Below are 23,378 nucleotides of genomic sequence, written 5' to 3'. Positions count from 1 at the left end.
GTCACCGCGGGCTTCCGCCGGTCCCTGGTGAGCGCCCGAGGGTGAGCTCAATCGCCGGGTGTCTCCCGGCCCGGCACCTGGGGGGACATCGCGGCAGCGGCTTCCGCCTTGGCATCGCTGACCGCCGCGGCGGCCTGCTTCTCGGCCTCGTCGGTAGCCGCCGCGGCGTCGAGTGAAGCCGTCGAGCCCGCATCGAGCTCTGGTACCCGGCTTTCGTGTGAAGTGTCGTCGGCGTCGGTCGCTCCTGCGGGTTGCTCGGGTGGGGGAGGACCCGGCATCGGCTGGTCGCCGAACGCGCGTGTGACCGTCCGGACCGCCTCGGTCAGCTCCCCCGGGATCACCCAGAACGTGTTGTTGTCGCTGCTCGCCAGGTGCGGGAGCGTCTCCAGGTACTTGTACGCCAGGACCTTCGGGTCCGCGTTGTTGCGATGGACGGCCTGGAAGACGAGCTCCACCGCCTTGGCCTCGCCGTCCGCCCGAAGGATCATGGCTTGCTGCGTGCCCTGGGCCTCCAGGATGTCCTTCTGCTTCGTGCCCTCCGCGGTCAGGATCTTGGCTTGCCGCTCCCCCTCGGCGTGCAGGATGGCCGCGCGCTTGTCCCGCTCGGCACGCATCTGCTTCTCCATCGCTTCCTTGATGGTGTGCGGCGGGTCGATGGCCTTGATCTCCACACGGTTGACCCGGATGCCCCACTTCCCGGTGGCGTCGTCGAGGACGGCGCGGAGCCGGGAGTTGATCTCCTCACGCGAGGTGAGCGTCTCCTCCAGGTCCATGCTGCCGATGACGTTGCGCAGCGTGGTCACGGTGAGCTGATCGATTGCCTGGAGGTAGTCGGCGACCTCGTACGCCGCCGCGCGCGGGTCCGTGATCTGGTAGTAGAGCACGGTGTCGATGTTCACCACGAGGTTGTCCTCGGTGATCACCGGCCTGGGGTCGGAGGAGTAGACCTGCTCGCGTACGTCGAGTTTGGTGTTGATGCGGTCCGCCACGGGCACGACGAAGTTGAGGCCGGGTTGCAGTGTCCGGCGGTATCGGCCGAACCGTTCGATGTTGTAGCGGCGCGCCTGCGGGACGATCCGCACCGTGGAGGCCACGAGGAAGACGACTACAAGGGCCGCCACGAGGGCGAGGATGGCAACTGGTTCCACGATGCCTCCGTTGCTGTGTGTTCAGCCGTTCACGGAAGGAGTTCGCGGGGGTGGACGACGGCCGTGGCGCCTTCGATCTCCATGACATCCACCAGCGCTCCCACTGGTATCACCAGGCTCTCGTCGAGGGCGCGGGCGGACCACTCCTCGCCGGAGAGTCTGATCAGGCCGTGGGTTGCGGTGACTTCCCGTATCACCTCGGCCGGCTTGCCGATCAGCGCATCGCTGCCCTCCCGTGTGAGAGGTTGCTGTGCCATGTGCCGCAGCGCGACAGGACGGACGAGGACGAGACCTGCTGCCGCCGCTACCCCGAAGGCAACGAGCTGGCCGACGACGCCGATGCCCACACCAGCGACCACGGCGGCCACCAGCGCGGCACCCGCCAGCAGCCCGAAGGCCAGGGTCAGGGTGAAGAACTCCGCGGCACCCAGCACCCCGGCGGCGAGCAGCCATACGAACCATGGCATCAGATCGCCCTCCTTACGGAAGCCCTCTCCATCAAGCTACCTGCGGGAAGCGCCGGGCAGAACAGACACGGAAGCCTTGGTTCTTGATCGTCGATGCGTTCGCCCTGACCGGCGGGGACGCATGTGGACAGCTGAACAGCCGCGTCGGCTGTCCCGGACCGCGCGGGACCGGCGGATAGGGGTCCATGCCACCGTCACACACGGCCTTGCGGTCTCGCCATCGGGGCCGACACCCATTTCCGCCGGTATCCGACACCCACTTCCTCGGCGGCCCGACGGTCACTGAGGTCAGGACCGGGACGGAGGGGTGCGGTGCCCGTCCACAAGGGCAAGGCCGGCGCAGCCAGGGCGACCACGAGCAGCAGCCGTGCCCGGACGTGCCGGTACTCGCGGGGGGCAGGGGCGGCCGGCACCGAGCCGACGGGTGTCATGTGGATGAGGAAGTCGTTGAAGGACAGGTCGGCGCGGGAGCCGATCATGATGTTGGGCGGGTCACCGATGAGGGTGGCGGCTCCGCCGATGTTGCAGGCCATCACCTCGGCGATGAGATACGGCACCACGGGCAGCCCGAGCCGGGTGCAGACCAGGACGGTCACCGGTGCGATCAGCAGCACGGTGGTGACGTTGTCCAGCCACGCGGACAGGAACCCCGTCGCCACGATCAGCAGCACCATCAGCCGGTACGGTCTGCCGCGTGCGCGTCTGGCTGCCCAGATCGCGATGAACTCGAAGATCCCGGTCCGTTTCACCACGGCGACGATCAGCATCATGCCGAGCAGCAGGAAGATGACGTTCCAGTCGATGCCCGCGTGCTCGGAGAAGAACGCGTGCTCGGCATCGGTCGCCCCGATGGCCAGCATGACCACCGCGCCCCCGAGCGCGGCGGCGACCCGGTGCACCCACTCGGTCGCGATCAGCACGTAGACGGCGGCGAACACCGCCACCGCCATCCACGCTGTCACGCTCACGGCGTCCCCTCCTCCACACCACACCGGTACGGCGCCGTACCGGCGCCCGCGATGCGGCGCACCCACGCCGCCGCGGTGCGACGCGACAGCAGCACCAGCGGCAGCACCGGGCCGGAAACCGTCTCGGTGAGGGGACCAGGTCGTTGTGGCGTTGCGCGCATGGGTGCCGGGCTCCTCTCGTGATCCGACAGGCCCGCACCCCACCCGACAGCAACAGGCCCCCACGTCGCCGCGCGTCGAGCGGCAAGGGCTGGTCAGCGCGCCTGAAGGCCGAGGCATGGGGCGCGAGGCCGACCGACGGCGTCGTCAGCGGTCGCCGCGGTCGTACGGCGGCCGTCGGGTCGGGGAAAGGGGGGATTGCCTACACCCTCACCCACCGCCGGGGGTGGCCACCATCGGGTCCGGCACCCAATTGCGGACGGGGCAGACCTGTAGAGACGGCGCGGAATGGGTGCCAGACCCGATGGACGCCCGCCCGGCTCACCACTCACGCTGGAACGGACCGGCCCCTCACACGCCGGCCGCCGTCACGCCGACCAGCCCTCCGTCCACCGCCGACAGGCGACAGGCGGCAGCGGCAGCGGCAGCGGCAGCGGCAGCGGCAGCGGCAGCGGCAGCGGCAGCGGCAGCGAGGACGATTCAGGGAGGTGGTACGCGTGCCCTTGTTCTGGAGGATCTTCCTGCTCAACGCCGTGGTGCTCGTCACCGCCACCGCCCTGCTGCTGGGCCCGGTCACCGTGTCCACCCCCGTTCTGCTCACCGAGGCCGCGATCCTCACCGTCGGTCTGGCCGCGATGCTGATCGCCAACGCCCTCCTGCTGCGCATCGGTCTGGCCCCGCTGCAGCGCCTCGCCCGCGCGATGACCACCATCGATCTGCTGCGCCCCGGCGCCCGCCCGGCTGTCGGCGGTCACGGCGAGGTCGCCGAACTGATCGCCACGTTCAACACCATGCTCGACCGGCTGGAAGCCGAACGTGCCACCAGCGCCGCCCGTGCCCTGACCGCGCAGGAGTCCGAACGCCACCGCATCGCCCAGGAACTCCACGACGAGATCGGACAGACCCTCACCGCCGTCCTGCTCGACCTCAAACGCGTCGCCGACCAGGCACCCGACCCGGTACGTGAGGAGTTGCACCAGGTCCAGGAGACCACCCGCGCCAGCCTGGACGAGATCCGCCGCATCGCCCGGCGCCTGCGCCCCGGCGTCCTGGAAGAACTCGGCCTGACCAGCGCCCTCAAGTCCCTCGCCACCGAGTTCACCGGCCCCTCCCTGTCCGTGCGCCACCACATCGCACCCGACCTGCCGCCCCTGGGCGAGAACGCCGAACTCGTCCTCTACCGCGTCGCCCAGGAAAGCCTGACCAACACCGCCCGCCACGCCGACGCCACACGCGTCGGCCTCACGCTGGAGCGGACGCACAGTGCCGTGGAACTGCGCGTGCGTGACAACGGCAACGGCATCGACGGCGCCGCCGAAGGAGCCGGCATCCGCGGCATGCGCGAGCGCGCCCTGCTCATCGGCGCCGACCTCGCCCTCGGCCCCGCACCCGAGGGCGGCACCCACGTACGTCTGACCGTCCCCACCCACCACCGGAGTCAGTGACCATGCCCGAGGCGCCCCCCACCCGCATCCTGCTGGCCGACGACCACCACCTGGTCCGCCGCGGAGTCCGCCTCATCCTCGACAGCGAACCCGACCTCACGGTCGTGGCCGAAGCAGGTGACGGCGCCGAAGCCGTCGAGGCCGCCCGCACCCACCACCCGGACCTGGCCGTCCTCGACATCGCCATGCCCCGCCTGACCGGCCTGCAAGCCGCCCGCGAACTCTCCCGCACCCAGCCGGGACTGCACATCCTCATCCTGACCATGTACGACAACGAGCAGTACTTCTTCGAAGCCCTCGCCGCCGGCGCCTCCGGCTACGTCCTCAAGTCCGTCGCCGACCGCGACCTCGTCGAAGCCTGCCACGCCACCATGCGCGACGAACCCTTCCTCTACCCGGGCGCCGTCAACGCCCTCATCCGCAACTACCTCGACCGTGCCAAGGACGGCACCCATCTCCCCGCCAAAGCCATCACCGACCGCGAAGAGGAAATCCTCAAACTCGTCGCCGAGGGCCACACCTCCCAGGAGATCGCCGGCCTCCTCGTCATCAGCGTCAAGACCGTCGAACGCCACCGCGCCAACCTGCTGCAGAAACTCGGCCTCAAAGACCGACTCGAACTCACCCGCTACGCCACTGGCAGCGCTGGATCACCGGCCGCCCGGACGTCCCCGTTCCCCCCGGGGAGCTGCGCGACCTCAACTACCTGACGCACGCGGCCTGTTCGGCCGGTCTCAGGGACATCGCCGGATCCCTGTTCGCCCTCACCGGGCAGCGCGCGACCCGCACCCCCTGGTCGTACACCGGTGACCCGGTACGCCAATTGACCAAGTTCCGAAAGGATTTCCTGCCGCGCGGCTGAGCCCCCTGCTAGCAGGTCGCGGTCGCCGGGAGGTCGGGGTGGGTCGGGTGGGGGTCGGGGGCGGTCGGGAGGGCGAGGAGCATGGTGAGTCCTCCGCCGGGGGTGTCCTCGGCGTCGAGGGTGCCGCCCATGGCCTCGGTGAAGCCCCGGGCGACCGCGAGACCGAGGCCCACTCCGGCGCCGCGCGGGGCGTCGCCGTAGCGCTGGAAGGGCTCGGAGATACGGGGCTTGGCGTCCTCCGGGACGCCGGGGCCGCGGTCGACCACGCGGACCTCGACGCGATCGGCCAGGGCGCCGGCCGAGACGAGGACGCGTTCCCCGGCGGGGCTGTGCTTCACCGCGTTCTCCACCAGGTCGGCGACCGACCGCTCCAGCAGTCCGGGGTCGACGGCGACCATCGGCGGTGTCTCGGGGATGTCCAGGTCCACGGTGTCCTCGGGGACGCCGCCGAGGGCCATCGGGACGACCTCGTCGAGGTCGATCTCGCGGATCAGCGGGGTGACCGTGCCGGTCTGGAGCCGGGACATGTCCAGCAGATTGCCCACCAGGTTGCCGAGGCGGTCCGCGCCCTCCTCCATCCCTACGAACAGCTCCGCCCGGTCCTCGTCGGACCAGGCCACGTCGTCCGATCTGAGCGAGGTGACGGCGGCCTTGATCCCGGCGAGCGGGGTGCGCAGATCGTGGCTGACGGCGGCGAGCAGCGCGGCGCGGATGCGGTTGCCCTCGGACTGGAGCCGCCGGCGGTCGAGGACGACGACGGCCTGCGCGGCGAACGCGGCGAGCACCCGCCGGTCCTCGGCCGGCAGCACCCGTCCGGACAGCGCGAGGGCCATGTGGTCGCTGACCGGCATGTCGACGTCCGCGTCCTCGGGCCGGGCGACCACGGTCCGGGTGCCGACGCTGCCCGCGCAGGTCCACGGGTCGACGTCACCGGCCCGCTCCAGCAGGGCGACCGACTCCATGCCGAAGGTCTCGCGGACGCGTTCGAGCAGCGCCTCCAAACTGGTCTCCCCGCGCAGCACACTGCCCGCGAGGACCGAGAGGATCTCCGGCTCGGCCCGCAGCCGGGCGGCCTGATGGGTGCGGCGGGCCGCGAGGTCCACCACCGAGGCCACCTACACGGCGACGCCCACGAAGATGGCGATGGCGACGATGTTCTCGGGGTCGGCGATCGTCAGGGTGTGGAGGGGCGGGGTGAAGAACCAGTTCAGCAGCAGGAAGCCCACCACGGCCGAGGCCAGCGCCGGGTAGAGGCCGCCGACCAGGGCCGAGGCCACCGTCAGCGTCAGGAACAGCAGCATGTCGTTGGCCAGGCCCACCGAGGGCGCGACACCGGTCAGCGGCAGCGTCAGCAGGGCGGGGCCCACGACACCGACGAGCCAGCCCCGGATGATCCGGGACCGGCCGAGCCGCGCGCCCCGGGCGGCAGGCAGTCCGCGCCCCTTGCCCGCCTTGTCGTGGGTGATGAGGTGGACGTCCAGGTCGGGCCCGGAGCCCCGGGCCACCGTCGCGCCGACGCCCGGTCCGAAGACGTACTGCCATCCCTTGCGGCGCGACACCCCGAGCACGATCTGCGTGGCGTTCACCCCGCGCGCGAGGTCCAGCAGCGCCGTCGGTACGTCCTCCCCCATGACGTGGTGGTAGGCGCCCGCGTCGAGCGCCGCGACCTTCTCGTCTGAGGCCCGGCGCGCGGAGAGGACGAGGATCGGTACGCGGGTCCAGCCGCGCAGGGCCTTGATGACGTCGACCCCGTCCATGTCGGGCAGTCCCAGGTCGAGGAGGACCACATCGGGCCGACGGGCGGCGGCGAGGCGGAGCGCGGTGGCGCCGTCGGGCGCCGGGTCCACCCCGTACCGGCGGACCTGGAGGTTGATCACAAGAGCCCGGACGAGCTGAGGATCGTCCTCCACCACCAGTACCCGGGTCATCGGCGTACGCCTTTCCTGTTGCGCGGAGCCGGAGTTGCTGCGGGACGAGCGTCACGGCCGCGGGAGCCGACGGGACGGATGTCACCCCTTCCGTCGGCTCCCGCGTACCGCGGGCGGGGCCGTCAGCCCTTCGCCACGAGTGCCTTGAGCGCGATGTTGAGTTCGAGGACGTTCACCCGGGGCTCACCGATGAAGCCGAGGGTGCGGCCCTCGGTGTGGTCGTCGACCAGTTTCTGGACCTGTGCGACGGACACACCGTTCTTCTCCGCCACGCGGTGGACCTGGAGGTCGGCGTAGGCCGGGGAGATGTCCGGGTCCAGGCCGGAGCCGGAGGAGGTGACCGCGTCGGCGGGCACCTCGGAGGGCTCGACCGTGTAGCCGGCCACCGAGTTGTCCTTGACGACGGCGGCCTTGGCGTCCGTCACCCACTTGATCAGGTCGGCGTTGTCCCCGGAGCGGTTCGTGGCGCCGGACAGGATCAGCTTGTACCGGGTGTTGACGCTGTTGCCGCCGAGGCCGTTCTGCGGGCGGCCCTGGAACCACTTCAGATCGGGTTCCGGGGTCTCCTGCCCCTTCTTCAGCGGCAGGTTGTACGCCTGTCCGATGAGGGAGGAGCCGACGACCCTGCCGTCCGCCTTGATCTCCGAGCCGTTGGCCTTGTCGTTGAACAGGGCCTGGCCGACACCGGTGACGGCGAGCGGGTAGAGGACGCCCGTGACCACGGTGAGCACGAGCAGCGCGCGCAGGCCGGCCCAGAGCAACCGGGCGGTGTTCGTAACCGAGTTGTTCATGCCGATCAGCATGCCTTTCGAAAAATTACAGCCCGGGGATGAGGGAGATGACCAGGTCGATGATCTTGATGCCGATGAAGGGGGCGATCAGGCCGCCGATGCCGTAGATGCCGAGGTTGCGGCGGAGCATCCGGTCGGCGCTCATCGGCCGGTACCGCACACCGCGCAGGGCGAGCGGGACGAGCGCGATGATGATGAGCGCGTTGAAGACGACGGCGGACAGGATCGCGGAGTCGGGCGAGGACAGCCGCATGATGTTGAGCCTGTCCAGGCCCGGGTAGACGGCCGCGAACAGCGCCGGGATGATCGCGAAGTACTTCGCGACGTCGTTGGCGATGGAGAACGTCGTCAGCGCGCCCCGGGTGATGAGGAGTTGCTTGCCGATCTCGACGATCTCGATGAGCTTGGTCGGGTTGGAGTCGAGGTCGACCATGTTGCCGGCCTCCTTGGCGGCCGACGTGCCGGTGTTCATGGCCACGCCCACGTCCGCCTGGGCGAGGGCCGGCGCGTCGTTCGTGCCGTCGCCGGTCATCGCGACGAGCTTGCCGCCCGCCTGCTCCCGCTTGATGAGGGCCATCTTGTCCTCGGGGGTGGCCTCGGCGAGGAAGTCGTCGACACCCGCCTCCTCGGCGATCGCCCTGGCGGTCAGCGGGTTGTCACCCGTGATCATGACGGTCTTGATGCCCATGCGGCGCAGTTCCCCGAACCGCTCGCGCATACCGTCCTTGACGACGTCCTTGAGGTGGATGACGCCCAGGATCCGCGCGCCTTCGGTGTCCTCGACGGCCACGAGCAGCGGAGTGCCGCCCGCCTCGGAGATCCGGTCGGCCAGGGTGGCGGCGTCCTCGGAGACGTCGCCACCCTGTTCGCGCACCCAGGCGACGACCGAACCGGCCGCGCCCTTGCGGACCTTGCGCCCGTCGACGTCGACACCCGACATGCGGGTCTGCGCGGTGAAGGCGATCCACTCGGCACCGGTCAGCTCACCCTGGCTCCGCTCGCGCAGCCCGTACTTCGACTTCGCCAGGACGACGATGGAGCGGCCCTCGGGGGTCTCGTCGGCCAGCGAGGAGAGCTGGGCGGCGTCCGCGAGTTCGGCCTCCGGCGTTCCGGTCACCGGCACGAACTCCGACGCCTGCCGGTTGCCGAGGGTGATGGTGCCGGTCTTGTCGAGCAGCAGGGTGGAGACGTCACCGGCGGCCTCGACCGCGCGGCCCGACATCGCGAGGACATTGCGCTGGACCAGGCGGTCCATGCCCGCGATACCGATGGCGGACAGCAGCGCGCCGATGGTGGTGGGGATGAGGCAGACCAGCAGGGCGACCAGCACGACCATCGTGAGGTGGGTGCCCGCGTAGTCCGCGAACGGCGGCAGGGTGGCGACGGCCAGCAGGAAGACGATCGTGAGGGACGCGAGCAGGATGTTCAGCGCGATCTCGTTGGGCGTCTTCTGCCGGGCCGCTCCCTCCACCAGGGCGATCATCCGGTCGATGAAGGTCTCGCCGGGCCTGGTGGTGATCTTGATGACGATCCGGTCGGAGAGGACCTTCGTGCCTCCGGTCACGGCGGACCGGTCACCGCCGGACTCCCGGATGACCGGGGCCGACTCGCCGGTGATCGCCGACTCGTCGACGGAGGCGACTCCCTCGACGACGTCACCGTCGCCGGGGATGATGTCGCCGGCCTCGCAGACCACCAGGTCGCCGACGCGCAGCTCGGTGCCGGGCACCTGCTCCTCCGTCCCGCCGTCCCTCGACAGCCGGCGTGCGACGGTGTCGGTCTTGGCCTTGCGCAGGGTGTCGGCCTGCGCCTTGCCCCGCCCCTCGGCCACGGCCTCCGCCAGGTTGGCGAAGACGACGGTCAGCCACAGCCAGGCGCTGATGGTCCAGCCGAACCAGTCGGTCGGGTCCTTGAAGGAGAAGACCGTCGTCAGCACCGAGCCGACCAGCACCACGAACATCACGGGCGACTTGATCATCACCCGGGGGTCGAGCTTGCGGAAGGCGTCCGGCAGCGACTTGACCAGCTGCTTCGGGTCGAACAGGCCCGCGCCGACACGTCCTTCGTCCTTGTGACCGGTCGGCACATCGCTGTGCGGCGCCCGGGTCGGGGTGGCTGTGGACATCGAGTCCTCTTGCTTCTCCGTACGGGTGGTCATGACGCCAGCCCTTCGGCCAGCGGGCCCAGTGCCAGGGCCGGGAAGTAGGTCAGACCGGTGATGATCAGGATCGCGCCCACCAGCAGACCGGTGAACAGCGGCTTCTCCGTGCGCAGGGTGCCCGCGGTGGCCGGGACCGGCTTCTGCTCGGCGAGCGAGCCGGCCAGCGCGAGGACGAACACCATCGGCAGGAAACGGCCCAGCAGCATCGCGATGCCGAGTGTGCTGTTGAACCACTGGGTGTCAGCGTTCAGTCCGGCGAAGGCCGAACCGTTGTTGTTGGACGCCGAGGTGTAGGCGTAGAGGATCTCGGAGAATCCGTGCGCGCCGCTGTTGGTCATCGAGTTGCCCGGGGTGGGCAGGGCCATCGCGGCGGCGGTGAACACGAGCACCAGGGCCGGGGTGATGAGGATGTAGCAGGCCGCGAACTTGATCTCACGGGTGCCGATCTTCTTGCCCAGGTACTCCGGTGTACGGCCGACCATCAGTCCGGCGATGAACACCGCGATGATCGCCATGATCAGCATGCCGTAGAGGCCGGAGCCGGTACCACCGGGCGCGATCTCGCCGAGCTGCATACCGAGCATGGTGATGCCGCCGCCGAGGCCGGTGAACGAGGAGTGGAAGGAGTTCACCGCGCCGGTCGAGGTCAGTGTCGTGGACACCGCGAAGATCGACGAGGCGCCGACGCCGATGCGCTGTTCCTTGCCCTCCATCGCACCGCCGGCGATCTCGAACGCCGGGCCGTGGTGCGCGAACTCGGTCCACATCATCAGGGCGATGAAGCCGACCCAGATGGTCGCCATGGTGGCGAGGATCGCGTAGCCCTGCTTGATCGAGCCGACCATCACCCCGAAGGTGCGGGTCAGCGAGAACGGGATGACGAGGAGCAGGAAGATCTCGAAGAGGTTGGTGAAGGGCGTCGGGTTCTCGAACGGGTGGGCGGAGTTGGCGTTGAAGTAGCCGCCGCCGTTGGTGCCGATCTCCTTGATGGCCTCCTGCGAGGCGACCGCGCCGCCGTTCCACTGCTGTGTGCCGCCCGTGAACTGGCCGACCTCGTGGATGCCGGAGAAGTTCTGGATCGCGCCGCACGCCACGAGGACGATCGCCGCGACCACGGACAGCGGCACCAGGACGCGTACGACACCGCGCACCATGTCGGCCCAGAAGTTGCCGAGTTCATCGGTGCGGGAGCGGGCGAACCCACGTACCAGAGCGACGGCGACGGCGATGCCCACGGCGGCCGAGACGAAGTTCTGGACGGCGAGACCGCCGGTCTGCACGACGTGGCCCATGGCCTGTTCGCCGTAGTACGACTGCCAGTTGGTGTTCGACACGAACGACGCGGCGGTGTTGAAGGCCTGGTCCGGGTCGATGGAGGCGAAGCCGAGCGAGCCGGGCAGTACGCCCTGGACGCGCTGCAGGAGGTACAGGAAGAGGACACCGACCGCGGAGAAGGCGAGGACGCCGCGCAGGTACGCGGGCCAGCGCATCTCGGTGTCGGGGTCGGCGCCGATGCCCTTGTAGATCCACCTCTCGACACGCCAGTGCTTGTCGGAGGAGTAGACCTTGGCCATGTGGTCGCCGAGGGGACGGTGGACGAGCGCCAGTGCCGCCATCAGGGCGAGCAGTTGGAGGACGCCGGCAAGTACGGGACCCATACCTGTCTCAGAACCTCTCCGGGAAGATCAGGGCGAGGACGAGATAGCCCAGCAGGGCGACGGCCACGATGAGGCCGACGACATTCTCGGCGGTCACAGCTTCGTCACCCCCTTGGCGACGAGAGCCACCAGCGCGAACACCGCGATCGTGGTGACGACGAAGGCCACATCGGCCATCGCTGACTCCTAGGAGAGGGTCGGAAGAGAATCGGACGATTAGAGGAAAGCGCCTCTGTGGCCGGATTCGGCCACCCTTGACGGCTCCCATACGCGGGTTCGCACGGCTTTGACGGAACCCATACGCGGGCCTGAGCCCGGCCGGTTCGCTGTCGGGTTCGCTGTCGGGTGCGTGTGGGCTGGTCGCGCAGTTCCCCGCGCCCCTGAGAAGCAGGGGCTGCGCCCCATGCTTCTCAGGCCCGCAGGACCGTGGTCTGAAGGGCGCGGGGAACTGCGCGAGAAGCCCCACCGGGCCGCACCGGCTCGACCTCGGCGATGAGCACGGTGACCCGGGTACCGGGCTCCGCCGCGGCCGTCTCACCCACGGACGCCATCGCGTCCAGCGAGAGGGCCGCCAGGCCGGTGACGGCGGTCAGCCGGTGCCGCTCGCCGGTATCCGGCGGTTCCTCGGCGGCGGGGACCTCGCCGGGCTCGATCGTGAGGACAGACATGGGATGCGCGCTCCTGCGTGGACCTGCGTACGAAAGCCCGCGCGCGGGGAGGCGATGCGCGGGAGCCTCGCCCTGGGCCCGGAGGAAGGGGCTGTGGCGTCATGCCGTGGCGTCAAGGAGATGCACGGCCTTCATCAGAGTCCCGTCAAGGTAGGGGGCCCCGGCCGTCGCGGTCTCTGGCGTCGGTTGCCATGGGACACAGCCGACGCCCGCCGCCGTGCCTCGTCGAGCGTGCGATACGTCTTGCCCACCCCCGGGGCGGCCCCGAGACAGACCTTCGGACGTCCCTGGCGTATCCCGCCCACGTCCGTTCGTCCCTTGCCCGTGCCGGTTCGTACCCCGCCCCCGCCGGTCGGTACGTCACTCGTTTTGGCCCGTACGTCCCTCATCGCAGCCGACGTGCTCCACTCACCGGCGATCAACTCCCCGAGGGGAAGGGACACTTCCCTCCACCGAAACGCCTGTCCGGGCCGCGCGGCACACTCCTTGACGGGCCCCGCGCCGGGAGGTAAGGGTGACACGGTGACCTCTCCGCCGGACGACCCAGCGCCGCCGCTCCGCGACGACGACCGTGACACGGCGGTACGGCGCCTGCGGGAGGCATACGCCGAGGGGCACCTCTCGCACGAGGAGCTGGGCACCCGCCTCGACCAGGTGCTCGCCGCCCGGACGCGCGGCGGGCTCGTGTCGGCCCTGGCCTCGCTCCCGGAGGAGGACACGGGGACCACGTCCACGATCGCCGCCGCCGGGGGCCGGATCACACGGCGCGGGGCGTGGCGGGTGCCCCGGACCCTCAAGGTCACGTCCGCCTACGGGACGGTGCGGCTGGACCTGTCCCGCGCGGTCGTCGAGCATCCGGTGGTCGACATCGGGCTGCACCTCGGCACCGGCGGGGCGAGGATCACGGTGCCCCGCGACGCGATCGTCGAGTACGAGGACCTGCGGACCGACTGGAAGGACACCCGGTACAAGCCGCCGCGCCGGCCCCGCCCCGGGGTGGGTCCGACCATCCGGATCTCCGGGGTCATGGGCTTCGGACGCTTGAGGATCCGCCACGCCCGGCGTTGAGGGGTGCCCAGGGGCAGGGTAGGGGTCTTCCCGGCGGCGGAGATCGGGGCGGCCTGCTCGCGGTCCTCCAGGAAGGTCGGCGCCGTGCGTCCTCCCCTGCCGGGCGGCCGTGCCCCGTCGGGCCACCGTTTCCTCAGAGGCTGCGGACGGTGATGTCGCCCTGGGCCGTCGTGGCGCGGATGTCGAGCTGAGGGGTGCCGTCGTTCTTGAGGGAGTTGCCGACGCGGCCGTGGTCGGTGCCGGCGTCCAGGGTGGCCGAGACACCGGCGGCGGCGCCGACCGAGATGTCGCCGGACCCGGTACGGAGCACGACCGTGCCGCGCACGGCCTCGGCGATCCGAATGTCACCCCTGGCGGTGCTGATCTCCGCGGGGCCGCCCAGCCGGCCGACCTCGACGTCACCGTCGGTCGCGGTGAGATGGAGGCTCGCGGCGTCGTCGATCTCGATCTCGCGGTACGCGCCCTCGAAGGCGACGTCGCCGAGCGGTCCGACGGCACTGAGTTCGGCGCTGTCGGTGCGGGCCTCGACCCGGGAGCCGACGGGCAGGCGGACGGTGACCTCCACGGAGCCGGAGGGGCCGACGTGCCGGTCTTCGGGAGCGGCGGCCGTGATCCGCAGGACGCCGTCGGCGAAGTCGACGGTGGTGTCCGCGCGGGCGGCGGCGATGAACCGGACGCGTCCGGCGGGGACGGCCAGGACGGCGGAGATCGGGGCGGGGGTGTCGAACTTCTGCATGATGCACTCAGTGAACGCTATGCGGCGTGACCTGTGAGGATGGGCGGGGGGGGGCGGGGGGCGGGGGACGCAACGGCCGCCGTGGGCAGTCGGCGCATGAGCGAGGGAGCGGTGAGGGTGGCTCAGGGATCGCGGGGCCCGGTCGAGCGGATGGAACACCACCAGGCCGCGATCTACCTCGTGGCGATGGCCGTCGGCGGACTGCTGGGCCTGCTCGCCCCGGACGCCGGCCCGGGGCTGGAGCACGCCATCAACCCCGTGCTCGGGTCCCTGCTGTTCGTCACCTTCCTCCAGGTCCCGGCCGCCGAACTGGTCCGCTCGCTGCGCGACGGCCGCTTCCTCTCGGCGGCGCTGGTGGTGAACTTCGTGGTGGTGCCGTCGGTCGTCGCGGCGATGTTCGCCTTCCTGCCCGCGGACCAGGCCGTGCGGGTCGGGGTGCTGCTGGTGCTGCTGTGCCCGTGCGTGGACTATGTGATCGTCTTCTCCGGGCTGGCCGGTGGCTCCGGCCGCCGCCTGCTGGCCGCCACCCCGCTGCTCCTGGTGGCTCAGATGCTGCTGCTCCCGGGGTTCCTGTACCTGTTCCTGGGCTCCGAGTCGGCCGACATCGTCGAGGCGGGCCCGTTCCTGGAGGCCTTCGCCTTCCTGATCGTCGTCCCGCTCGCCCTCGCCTGGGCGCTCCAGGCGTGGGCCGCGCGCCGCCCCGCCGGGCAGCGGGTCTCCGACGCCGCGACGACCACGATGGTGCCGCTGATGGCCGCGACCCTGCTGACCGTCGTCGCCTCGCAGATCCCCAAGCTCGGCGACAGCCTGACCGATGTCGCCGCCGTCGTCCCCTTCTATGCGGTCTTCCTCGTCGTCATGGCGTTCGCGGGGAAGGCGGTGGCCCGGCTGTTCCGCCTGGACACCGCCGCCGGACGGGCCATCGTCTTCACCGGCGCGACCCGCAACTCCCTCGTCGTACTGCCCCTGGCCCTGGCCCTGCCCGACGCGCTCGCCGTGGCCGCCGTCGTCGTGGTCGCCCAGACCCTCGTCGAGGTCCTCGGGATGATCGCGTACGTCCGGCTGGTCCCGCGCCTCGTCCCGGCCGCGCAACACATCTGACCAGGGCGTGGTCGAACGCCCGGCGGCGTCGCGCCGGGCGGGGTCCGCTCCCGGTGGGACGGCGGCGCGTACAACCCTTTGCGCACCAAGGAGGTCGTACGGGCGTCGGATTCATCAGACAGGAGCATGACGTTGCGCAGATCCACCCTGACCGTGGCCACGGCGGCCGCCGCCCTCGCGCTCGCTGTCACCGGGCTCGGCGCGCCCGTGGCCGGCGCGGCGCCGGTCCGTCTGGCGGACGACTTCGACGGTGACGGCTACCGCGATCTCGCCGTCGGCACACCCAAGGCGAGCGGCGGCACGGTCACCGTCCTGTTCGGCTCCGCCTCCGGCGTCGGCGGGACCCGGTTCGTGAACGTCACCCAGAACACCCCTGGTGTGCCGGGCGCTTCGGAGAGCGTGGACAGGTTCGGCGAGAACGTCACCAGCGGTGACGTGAACGGCGACGGCTACGCCGATCTGATCGTGGGCGCGCCCGGCGAGGAGGTCACCGGCAAGCCGCGCGGCTCGGTGACGATCGTCTGGGGAGGTGCGAAGCCCTTCACCTCCGGCGGGCTGTCGCTCACCGCGCCGACCGCCGAGGCGGCCGGTTTCGGGGAGGGCGCGGCCTTCGCCGACCTCGACGGGGACGGCACGGCGCAGCTCGCCGTCGTCGGGAACGACACCTTCTGGTGGTACGGCGACGGCGGGCCCACGCAGGACGGGGCGCTCGCCCCCGAGGTGGACTTCCTGCCGGACGGCGTCCGTCTCGACGGCGTCGTGGCCGGTCACTTCTCCTCCGGGGACGGCGGCGACGGCTTCGAGTACGTCCTGCACGGCACCCGGACCGAGCCGGACGGCACCCCGATGTCCGGCTATGTGGGTGTGCTGCGCGGCGGCCACGGTGACATCGGCTCCCTGCACACGGACCTCAGTGACGACGGGACGACCGGCTCCGCCGCGTGGTGGTCGGGGGCCGTCGCGACGGGCGACATCGACGGCGACGGGTACGACGATCTGGTCACCGCCGACGAGGCGGGTGTCGAGGGCGGTTCGGTCATGGTGCGGTACGGCTCGGCGTCCGGTCTGCCGCTCAAGGGGCGCGCCTACCACCAGGACAGCCCCGGTGTCCCGGGCACCGACGAGGCCGGGGACGACTTCGGTTCGGCGCTCGCCCTGGGCGATGTGACCGGCGACGGCCGCGCGGACCTCGCGATCGGCGCCCCGTACGAGGACGTGGACGGCAGGCGCAACGTCGGCAGCGTCGTCCTCCTCAAGGGCGGTGCGAACGGACTGACGACGGCCGGTGCCCAGTCCTTCCACCAGGCCACGGCGGGGGTGCCGGGCGCGGCGGAGGCCGGGGACCACTTCGGCTCCTCGCTCCGGCTGCGTGACATCAACGCCAACGGCAGGGCGGATCTGGCGATCGGCGCGTTCGGCGAGGACGTCCTGCCGAACGGCTACGACGACGGGGCGGCGTGGGTGCTGCGGGGCGCGGCCTCCGGCCTGACGACGGCCTCGGCGACGTCCTTCGACGCGACGGACTTCGGCTATCCGGTGGTCGCGGGCCGGAGGTTCGCGGACGTGTTCGCCCGCTGAGACTCCCCCGCGCCCAGGCCGCGTTCAGGCGGCACGGGCGCGCAGGCGGCGCAGCATCCTGGCGTCCTCGAAGCCGACCGAGCGGGCGGCGGCGTCGACCGTGGCGCCGTGGCTGATGAGGTGTTCGGCGCGTTCCACCCGCAGGGTCTGCTGGTAGCGCAGCGGGGTGAGGCCGGTGGCGCGGCTGAAGAGGCGGGTGAGGGTGCGTTCGCTGACGCCGACGGCCGCCGCCAGGCCGGGCAGCGGGAGCGGCTGGTCGAAGCGGGTGTCGATGAGGTCCTGGGCGCGGTGCACGGTGTCGTCGAGATGGGACCGGTGCCGGAACATCGCGCTGGACTGCGGTTCGTGGCCGTTGCGGCGGGCGTAGACGACCATGTCGCGGGCGACCTGCGCGGCGACGGCGGGCCCGTGCCGGCCGGCGACGAGATGCAGCGCCAGATCGATACCGCTGGCGATACCGGCCGAGGTGATCACCCGGTCGTCGGCGGTGAACAGGACGTCACGGACGACGACCGCCCCGGGGTGACGCAGGGCCAGCTCGTCCTGTACGTCGTGGTGGGTGGTGCAGCGGCGGCCCTGGAGCAGTCCGGCCCGCCCGAGCGCCTCCGCGCCGGCGCAGACGCTGGCCACGCTGCCGCCGCCGCTGTGGTGGTCCCGCAGCATCTTGAGGGAGGCGTCGGTGATGGCGGGCGAGTCGGCCAGGGTGCGGGCCCGCCAGCCGGGGACCACGATCAGGTCCTCGGGCCCCAGTTCGGGCCAGTCCGTTCCGGCGACCAGGGGCAGTCCCTGGGCGGTGGGGACCGGTGGCTGTTCGGCGACGTAGGTGAGGGTGTAGGGGTGCCCGAAGTCGGCCGCGGTGGAGAAGACCTGCGCGGGTCCCGCCAGGTCCAGCAGATGGACTCCGGGCACCAGGAAGAAGACGACGTGGCTCACGATCCGGTCATCATGCCCGAAGGTCCGCCGCGGCTTCCAGCTCGTCCACCGTGGCGATGGTGGCGAAGCGTCCGGCGAGGGCGTACTCGGTACGGCGGACGGCCTCGTCGGCGGGCAGGGTGCGGGGGTCGGCGAGCAGTTCGGCGACGCTCCGGTCGGCGGGGGCGTCGCGGTGCGGGATCGGGTTGGTGGCGGTCGCGTCGACCACGAAGGTGACCCGGTAGCCGAGGTCGCTCGCGACGCGGGCCGTGGTCTCCACGCACTGTTCGGTGCGGATACCGCAGACGGCGAGTTCGCGGACCCCGTTCTCGGTGAGGAGTTGCTGCAGGTTGGTGGTGGTGAAGGCGTTGTGCGCGGTCTTGTGGACCAGCGGCTCGCCGTCCTGCCTCGGGTCCAGTTCCTCCAGTGGACGGACGTGGCCGAGGGCGGGGTCGAAGACGTCGCCGGTGCCGGGCTCGGAGTGCAGCACCCACACCACCAGGTCGCCGGCGCGGCGGGCCGACCGGACCAGTCGGTTCACCTTGTCGGCGATCTTCGGGTCGGAGATCGTCTCCCACAGCGGCTGGGCGCGGAAGGACTCCTGGACATCGATGACGATCAGTGCTCGGGTCATGCCCCAAGCCTCCGCCCCGCGGCGGGGCGGCGAACAGGCCGCATCGGGTCCCACAGCGGACCGATCCGGTCAGCGACCGCGGGCGATCGGTTCGACGTGGCCGATCGGATCGACGGCGGTCCGGGGCGCGTCCGGCCTCGGACGGCGGTCCGGGGCGCGTCCGGGCGACGCGGCTCAGGGAGCCTTCTCGGCGGCGGGCAGCACGTCAACGGGATTCGCAGGCAGGCGAGTTGACGTGCGCGACGAGGTGGTCGCGCCCCGCAGCAGCGACAGCACCAGGGCCACGGCGAGCAGGGCGGCGCAGACGCAGGAGGCGAACGCGTATCCGGTCCGGGCGTGGCCGTCGCCGGGCGGGCCGGGCGCGGCGTACAGGTAGACGGCCGAGACGGCGCTGAGGCAGACGGCCGCCGCGATGCGCTGGGCCATCTGCAGAATGCCGCCGCCCACTCCGGCGGCCTCGGCCGGGGCGTGTTGCAGCACCTGCGTCTGGTTGGGCGCGACGCTGAGCCCCGACGCGGCGCCGGCCAGCAGTTGTGTCCCGGCGAGTGCCACCGGCAGTGCGGCCGTCGGCACGGAGAGCGCGATGACGGCCCCGGCCAGGGCGGCGCCGATGCCGAGGGCGAGGCCGACGGTCACCGTGCGCGGTCCGATCCGCCGTACGAGGCGCCAGGCGAGGGCCGAGGAGACGCCCATGGCGACCGCCGAGGGAAGCGTGACCGCCGCCGTGAGGAGCGCGGACAGACCGAGCCCGTCCTGCAGGAAGACGGTGAGCACGAGGGACGCGGCCAGCGAGGAGCCGAACTGGGCCATGGCGACGACCGTGCCGAGGGCGTACGGCCTCGACGACCTCAGCGCCGGATGGACCAGCGGCCGGCGGCCTCGGCGGACCCGTAGACGCTGGTGCGCGGCGAAGACGGCCGCCAGGGCGCACAGCGCCGCCGCCCACAGGAGCGCCTCCCGCCCGCTGTCGGGGGTGCGGATGAAGGGCACCATCAGGGTCAGGGTGCATCCGCAGGCCAGGCCGAGGCCGAGGACGTCCAGCCGGGCGTTCCGGGCGGTGCGCCGAGGCGGTGGCAGGCGGCGGACCGCGAGGGCCAGGGTCGCCACGGCGCAGGGGGCGCTCAGCAGGAGGCAGGCCCGCCAGCCCGTTCCGGGGCCAGGCCGGCGACGAGCGCGCCGCCGAGGGGCGGTCCGAGCGCCGCGGCGACACCGGCCGCGACCGCGTACATGCCCAGCGCCCGGCCGCGGGCCGGGCCGTGGAAGACGTCCTGAAGGGTGCCGATCACCTGGGAGTTGACGAGTCCGGCCGCGGCGCCCTGCACCAGGCGCGCGCCGATCAGGGTCCCGGGTCCCCCGCCCGTCGCCGCCGTGATCCCGGCCAGGAGGAAGACGGCCATCCCGGCCAGGAAGAGGTGTTTCCGTCCGTACAGGTCGCCGAGGCTGCCGCCGGGCACGAGCGCCAGGCCGAACGTCAGGGAGTAGCCGGCCACCATCCACTGGACGTCTCCGGCGGAGGCGCCGAGCGACTGGCGCACGCTCGGCACGGCGATGTTCAGCACCGCCTGGTCCAGCAAGGTGGTCGCGCCCGCGGCCAGACACACCGACAGCACCCGTCGCGCCGCGCGGTCTTCACCGGGAAGCATCGCCATGGGGTCCTTCGCGGAACTACGGCCGGCCCCAACCACCGTACGGCTGAAGCTGGTCGACGTCGGACGGGTGCGCCGGGAACGGGTCGGGAACGGAGGGGACGAGGGGGACGAGGGGGACGAGGGGGTGCGGGCGGCCGGGGTACGGCGGTCAGCGACAGACCTCGTCGAAGTGGTCGGCGCGGCGGCTCACCCAGAACGGGTCGAGCGGCACCGTGTGCGCCGGGCCGGTGGTCTCCATGGCCGGGATCAAAACACAGGGCGGACAGGGGCGTCCACCATCCGTCCCAGCCGCTGAGACAACGGGGTTGATCTGGTGCGTCGCCGCCCGGATGTGGTTGTCTGGCCCCATGACCGTGCTCGTGACCCGCCGCCACGTCGACTACGTGCGTGTCACCACCACGGGCTGTTCCGCCACGAGCTGACGCCTCGCTCCGGCCCCTGAGCAGCCACTCGCGCGGCCAAGGGCGCGTCCTGAACACCGTGCTGACGCCGTCTCAGGTCCTCCTCCCGCCGGCCTCCGGGGCCTGGCGGGAGGGGGACCCGCACGGGCGTCGCCGGTGGTTCGCGCGCGAGAGCCCGCTTCCGCTGGAGGCGGGGGGTGAACTGCCGGGTGTGCGGCTGGTGTTCGAGACCTGGGGGCGCCTCGCGGCGGACCGGTCCAACGCGGTGCTGGTGCTGCACGCCCTCACCGGCGACAGTCATGTGGCCGGTCCCGCCGGGCCCGGTCACCCCACCGCCGGCCGGTGGGACGGGCTCGTCGGCCCCGGGCGGGCGCTCGACACGGACCGCTGGTTCGTGGTGGCGCCGAACGTGCTCGGAGGCTGTCAGGGCAGCACCGGGCCGTCCTCCACCGGCCCGTCCGGGCGGCACTGGGGCGGGGACTTCCCGTTCCTGACCCAGCGTCACCAGGTCGCGGCCGAGGCGGACCTGGCCGATGCGCTGGGCGTCGACCGCCGGGCCCTGGTGGTCGGCGGGTCGATGGGTGGGATGCGGGCGCTGGAATGGGCGGTGTCGCGCCCCGAGCGGACGGACGCGCTGCTGCTGCTCGCCACCGCGGCGGCGGCGAGCGCCGAGCAGATCGCCTGGGCCGACATCCAGCTGCACGCCATCCGCTCCGATCCGCACTGGCACGGCGGCGACTACCACGGCACCGGCCGGGGCCCCGACGCCGGGCTCGGGCTGGCCCGCAGGACGGCACATGTCACGTATCGCAGCGAGCCGGAACTCCAGGCCCGCTTCGGCCGCCTCCCGCAGGACACCGAGGATCCCTGGCGCGGCGGCCGGTACCGGGTCGGCTCCTATCTCGACCATCACGCGGCCAAGCTGGTGGGCCGCTTCGACGCGGGCAGCTGTGTCGTGCTGTCCGAGGCCATGAACAGCCATGACATCGGCCGCCGACGCGGCGGGGCACGCGCCGCCCTCGGCCGGGTGACCGCGCGGACCCTGGTCGCCGGGGTCGACTCCGATCGCCTCTACCCGCTCGCCCAACAGGCGGAGTTGACGGCGGGCATTCCCACGGCGGACGGCCCCCGGGTGATCGAATCACCGCACGGCCACGACGGCTTCCTCGTCGAGGTGGAACAGGTGGCCGCGCTCGTGACGGAACTCGTTCCCCCCGATCCCCGTTGACCTCACATCCTCACCGGCGTCGCATCCCCGCCGGCGCCGAAGAAAGGCAGCACCATGTCACCTCGCACCGCGCACACGGCCGTGGCCGTCCACCCCCTGCTGGCCGAACGCTGGAGCCCGCGCTCGTTCGACGCCACGCACACCATCGGCGACGAAGAGCTGGTGTCGCTGCTGGAGGCGGCCCGCTGGGCGCCCTCCTCCCGGAACTCGCAGCCGTGGCGCTTCCTGGTCGGACGGCGTGGCGAACCGACGTACCAGCGGCTCTTCGACAGCCTGGTGTCCTCCAACCGGCTCTGGGCGGGAGACAGTTCGCTGCTGATCGCCGCGCTCGCGGCGGAGCGTGCCGAGAACGGTGCGGCGCAGCACGGGCCCGCGTACGACACCGGCCTTGCGGTGGCCCAACTGTCGGTGCAGGCGCACGCGTTGGGGCTGCACGCCCATCAGATGGGCGGCTTCGACGCCGAGCGGCTGCGGGTGTCGCTGGGTGTCCCGGACGGCTACCGGCCGCTGTCCGTCACCGCGATCGGCGCCCTGGCGTCGGCGGACCTCCTCCCGCCGGAGCTGCGGGCCCGGGAGACCGCCGTCCGCGAGCGGCGCCCGCTGGCGGAGACGTTCTTCGGGGACGGCTGGGGCGATCCGCTCCCGGTCGCACCCTGAGCCGTGTTCCCCTCGCCCTTGCCCCCCGCCGGGCGTCAGACGCCGAGTTGCAGCGGTCGCGTCGGATCGCCGGACCACTCCTCCAGCGAGCCGTCGTAGAGCGAGACGTCGTCGCGGCCCAGCAGGGTGAGGGCGAGGGCCGTGGCCGCCGCCGAGATGCCGCCGCCGCAGTACAGGACGACCGGCGAGTCGGAGACGTCGAGCACCGCGCCCACCGCGGCGGCGAGTTCGGGGCGGGGCAGGACACGGCCCGTGGCGTCCAGCAGCGCACGGCCCGGGAGGCTGCGGCTGCCGGGGATGTGGCCCCGACGGCTGTAGCGGGTGGTGACCGTGCCGTCGAAGCCACCGGCCGGCAGCGCGCACACCAGGGTGCCGGGGCGTTCGCCCCGGCTGACGGCGGCCACCTCGTCGATGTCCGTCCAGAGTTCGGGGCGCGGGACGGGAGTGACAGGGGTGACCGCGCTGGCGGGGGCGGCCGTGACGACGGGACCGGCGGGGCCGACGGCGGGCGGGGGGTCGTCGGTCTCGCCGGAGGACACCGGGTGTCCGGCCGCCTCCCAGGCTTCCAGGCCGCCGTCGAGTACGGCCGCCGGTGCGCGGCCGTCTGACTGTCAATGATGAAGCCAGGCCTTTGCGATGGCGCGATGGACTGGCTCGACGCGAGTACGGAGAACTGTCCCGTCCAGCGCACGCTCGACGTGGTCGGGGAGAAGTGGACGTTGCTGATCCTGCGGGACGCCGTCAACGGGGTCCGGCGCTTCGCCGACTTCCACCGCCATGTCGGTCTGTCCGAGGCCGTCCTCAGCGACCGGCTCCGCAAGCTCGTCGCGGCCGGCGTCCTCAGGGCCGTGCCCTACCGGGAGCCGGGCAGCCGCTCCCGCAACGAGTACCGCCTCACCCGCAAGGGCTGGGACCTGTGGCCCGTCCTGATGGCACTCAGCCAGTGGGGCGAGGCGTACGCGCTGGGCGCCGAGGGCCCGGTCCTCGACGTCCGGCACACCGCCTGCGACGCCCCGGTGCGCGTCGTCGTCGCGTGCTCGGCGGACCACACGGCCCTCGCCCCCCAGGACGTCACCGCCCGCCTGGGACCGGGCGCCCGCCCCCGGACCTGAGCGGCGCCCGTCACGGAGCCGACCGCAGTGTCACAGATCTGTCCGCA

General features: G+C 71.9%; 22 protein-coding genes and 3 pseudogenes. 8 read left to right on the top strand and 17 right to left on the bottom strand.

Annotation, left to right across the window (positions count from 1 at the left end; genetic code table 11):
- Positions 1-47 precede the first annotated feature (47 nt).
- The 4 genes from F9278_RS44730 to F9278_RS46630 all read right to left on the bottom strand — a co-directional run bounded on the left by F9278_RS44730 (position 48) and on the right by F9278_RS46630 (position 2,744).
- The gene (locus F9278_RS44730; protein WP_152173418.1) at positions 48-1,148 is read right to left on the bottom strand and encodes an SPFH domain-containing protein; all 1,101 of its coding nucleotides are present in this window, start codon (positions 1,146-1,148) and stop codon (positions 48-50) included.
- A 29-nt stretch (positions 1,149-1,177) separates the two neighbouring features.
- Entirely contained in the window at positions 1,178-1,615 is a 438-nt protein-coding gene (locus F9278_RS44725; protein ID WP_152173417.1) for an NfeD family protein, read from the bottom strand.
- 194 nt (positions 1,616-1,809) lie between these two features.
- Positions 1,810-2,565 (bottom strand): SLC13 family permease, encoded by a 756-nt coding sequence (locus tag F9278_RS44720; protein WP_404819040.1) that lies wholly within the window; start codon positions 2,563-2,565, stop codon positions 1,810-1,812.
- A 14-nt stretch (positions 2,566-2,579) separates the two neighbouring features.
- Complete coding sequence (locus tag F9278_RS46630) at positions 2,580-2,744, bottom strand: hypothetical protein (protein ID WP_193241923.1); 165 nt, start codon at positions 2,742-2,744, stop codon at positions 2,580-2,582.
- A gap of 495 nt (positions 2,745-3,239) precedes the next feature.
- Between F9278_RS46630 and F9278_RS44710 the strand changes: the two genes are divergently transcribed.
- Both F9278_RS44710 and F9278_RS44705 read left to right on the top strand, forming a co-directional pair.
- Complete coding sequence (locus F9278_RS44710) at positions 3,240-4,187, top strand: sensor histidine kinase (RefSeq protein ID WP_152173416.1); 948 nt, start codon at positions 3,240-3,242, stop codon at positions 4,185-4,187.
- A gap of 2 nt (positions 4,188-4,189) precedes the next feature.
- Positions 4,190-4,897 (top strand): response regulator transcription factor, encoded by a 708-nt coding sequence (locus F9278_RS44705; RefSeq protein WP_152173415.1) that lies wholly within the window; start codon positions 4,190-4,192, stop codon positions 4,895-4,897.
- 160 nt (positions 4,898-5,057) lie between these two features.
- Here the strand turns inward: F9278_RS44705 and F9278_RS47905 are convergent.
- The 7 genes and pseudogenes from F9278_RS47905 to F9278_RS48940 all read right to left on the bottom strand — a co-directional run.
- Positions 5,058-6,977: pseudogene (locus tag F9278_RS47905) on the bottom strand (DUF4118 domain-containing protein).
- 122 nt (positions 6,978-7,099) lie between these two features.
- Positions 7,100-7,768 (bottom strand): potassium-transporting ATPase subunit C, encoded by a 669-nt coding sequence (locus F9278_RS44690; protein WP_193241920.1) that lies wholly within the window; start codon positions 7,766-7,768, stop codon positions 7,100-7,102.
- Positions 7,769-7,793: 25 nt separating this feature from the next.
- Complete coding sequence (kdpB, locus tag F9278_RS44685; RefSeq protein WP_193241919.1) at positions 7,794-9,926, bottom strand: potassium-transporting ATPase subunit KdpB; 2,133 nt, start codon at positions 9,924-9,926, stop codon at positions 7,794-7,796.
- Complete coding sequence (kdpA, locus tag F9278_RS44680; RefSeq protein ID WP_152173413.1) at positions 9,923-11,587, bottom strand: potassium-transporting ATPase subunit KdpA; 1,665 nt, start codon at positions 11,585-11,587, stop codon at positions 9,923-9,925. Before kdpA ends, kdpB begins: the two co-directional genes overlap by 4 nt.
- Before the next feature lie 7 nt (positions 11,588-11,594).
- Positions 11,595-11,684 (bottom strand): K(+)-transporting ATPase subunit F, encoded by a 90-nt coding sequence (gene kdpF, locus F9278_RS44675; protein WP_018566520.1) that lies wholly within the window; start codon positions 11,682-11,684, stop codon positions 11,595-11,597.
- Positions 11,685-12,075: 391 nt separating this feature from the next.
- Positions 12,076-12,255: pseudogene (locus F9278_RS44670) on the bottom strand (hypothetical protein); the annotation flags it as partial.
- A gap of 203 nt (positions 12,256-12,458) precedes the next feature.
- Positions 12,459-12,644, bottom strand: a pseudogene (locus F9278_RS48940) (hypothetical protein); the annotation flags it as partial.
- Between the two features lie 133 nt (positions 12,645-12,777).
- Between F9278_RS48940 and F9278_RS44665 the strand changes: the two are divergent.
- Positions 12,778-13,323, top strand: a complete 546-nt coding sequence (locus F9278_RS44665) for a DUF1707 SHOCT-like domain-containing protein (RefSeq protein WP_152173411.1) — start codon at positions 12,778-12,780, stop codon at positions 13,321-13,323.
- A 133-nt stretch (positions 13,324-13,456) separates the two neighbouring features.
- On the opposite strand, the gene F9278_RS44660 is transcribed toward F9278_RS44665, so the two are convergent.
- Complete coding sequence (locus tag F9278_RS44660; protein WP_152173410.1) at positions 13,457-14,059, bottom strand: DUF4097 family beta strand repeat-containing protein; 603 nt, start codon at positions 14,057-14,059, stop codon at positions 13,457-13,459.
- A 150-nt stretch (positions 14,060-14,209) separates the two neighbouring features.
- Between F9278_RS44660 and F9278_RS44655 the strand changes: the two genes are divergently transcribed.
- Positions 14,210-15,160: a bile acid:sodium symporter gene (locus F9278_RS44655; RefSeq protein WP_193242105.1), complete on the top strand. Its 951-nt coding sequence runs from the start codon at positions 14,210-14,212 to the stop codon at positions 15,158-15,160.
- Between the two features lie 126 nt (positions 15,161-15,286).
- Positions 15,287-16,738 (top strand): FG-GAP and VCBS repeat-containing protein, encoded by a 1,452-nt coding sequence (locus tag F9278_RS44650; RefSeq protein WP_226967214.1) that lies wholly within the window; start codon positions 15,287-15,289, stop codon positions 16,736-16,738.
- Between the two features lie 24 nt (positions 16,739-16,762).
- Here F9278_RS44650 and F9278_RS44645 read toward each other — a convergent pair whose 3' ends face one another.
- From F9278_RS44645 to F9278_RS48340, 4 genes are all read right to left on the bottom strand, one after another.
- Positions 16,763-17,671, bottom strand: a complete 909-nt coding sequence (locus tag F9278_RS44645) for a GlxA family transcriptional regulator (RefSeq protein ID WP_152173408.1) — start codon at positions 17,669-17,671, stop codon at positions 16,763-16,765.
- Between the two features lie 10 nt (positions 17,672-17,681).
- A complete protein-coding gene (locus F9278_RS44640; protein ID WP_152173407.1) occupies positions 17,682-18,284 on the bottom strand; it encodes an isochorismatase family protein in 603 nt (200 codons plus the stop codon).
- A gap of 174 nt (positions 18,285-18,458) precedes the next feature.
- Positions 18,459-19,391 carry an MFS transporter gene (locus F9278_RS48345; protein ID WP_264300198.1) on the bottom strand — a complete coding sequence of 311 codons (933 nt, stop codon included), beginning with the start codon at positions 19,389-19,391 and terminating at the stop codon, positions 18,459-18,461.
- Positions 19,392-19,405: 14 nt separating this feature from the next.
- A complete protein-coding gene (locus F9278_RS48340; RefSeq protein WP_264300197.1) occupies positions 19,406-19,933 on the bottom strand; it encodes an MFS transporter in 528 nt (175 codons plus the stop codon).
- 480 nt (positions 19,934-20,413) lie between these two features.
- On the opposite strand from F9278_RS48340, the gene metX reads away from it, so the two are divergent.
- Positions 20,414-21,562, top strand: a complete 1,149-nt coding sequence (gene metX, locus F9278_RS44630; RefSeq protein ID WP_152173406.1) for a homoserine O-acetyltransferase MetX — start codon at positions 20,414-20,416, stop codon at positions 21,560-21,562.
- A 54-nt stretch (positions 21,563-21,616) separates the two neighbouring features.
- On the top strand, positions 21,617-22,219 hold the full coding sequence (locus F9278_RS44625; RefSeq protein ID WP_152173405.1) for a nitroreductase family protein: 603 nt from the start codon (positions 21,617-21,619) through the stop codon (positions 22,217-22,219).
- Between the two features lie 35 nt (positions 22,220-22,254).
- Here the strand turns inward: F9278_RS44625 and F9278_RS46615 are convergent, their stop codons facing one another.
- Positions 22,255-22,758, bottom strand: a complete 504-nt coding sequence (locus F9278_RS46615) for a sulfurtransferase (RefSeq protein ID WP_226967213.1) — start codon at positions 22,756-22,758, stop codon at positions 22,255-22,257.
- Positions 22,759-22,863: 105 nt separating this feature from the next.
- Between F9278_RS46615 and F9278_RS44615 the strand changes: the two genes are divergently transcribed.
- Positions 22,864-23,331, top strand: coding sequence for a winged helix-turn-helix transcriptional regulator (locus F9278_RS44615; protein ID WP_152173404.1), 468 nt, complete (start codon positions 22,864-22,866; stop codon positions 23,329-23,331).
- Positions 23,332-23,378 lie beyond the last annotated feature (47 nt).

The sequence above is a fragment of the Streptomyces phaeolivaceus genome (assembly GCF_009184865.1).
Classification (GTDB): Bacteria; Actinomycetota; Actinomycetes; order Streptomycetales; family Streptomycetaceae; genus Streptomyces; species Streptomyces phaeolivaceus.
Note: the sequence above shows the minus strand (reverse complement) of the source record. Positions and strands in the feature narration are given on the sequence as shown.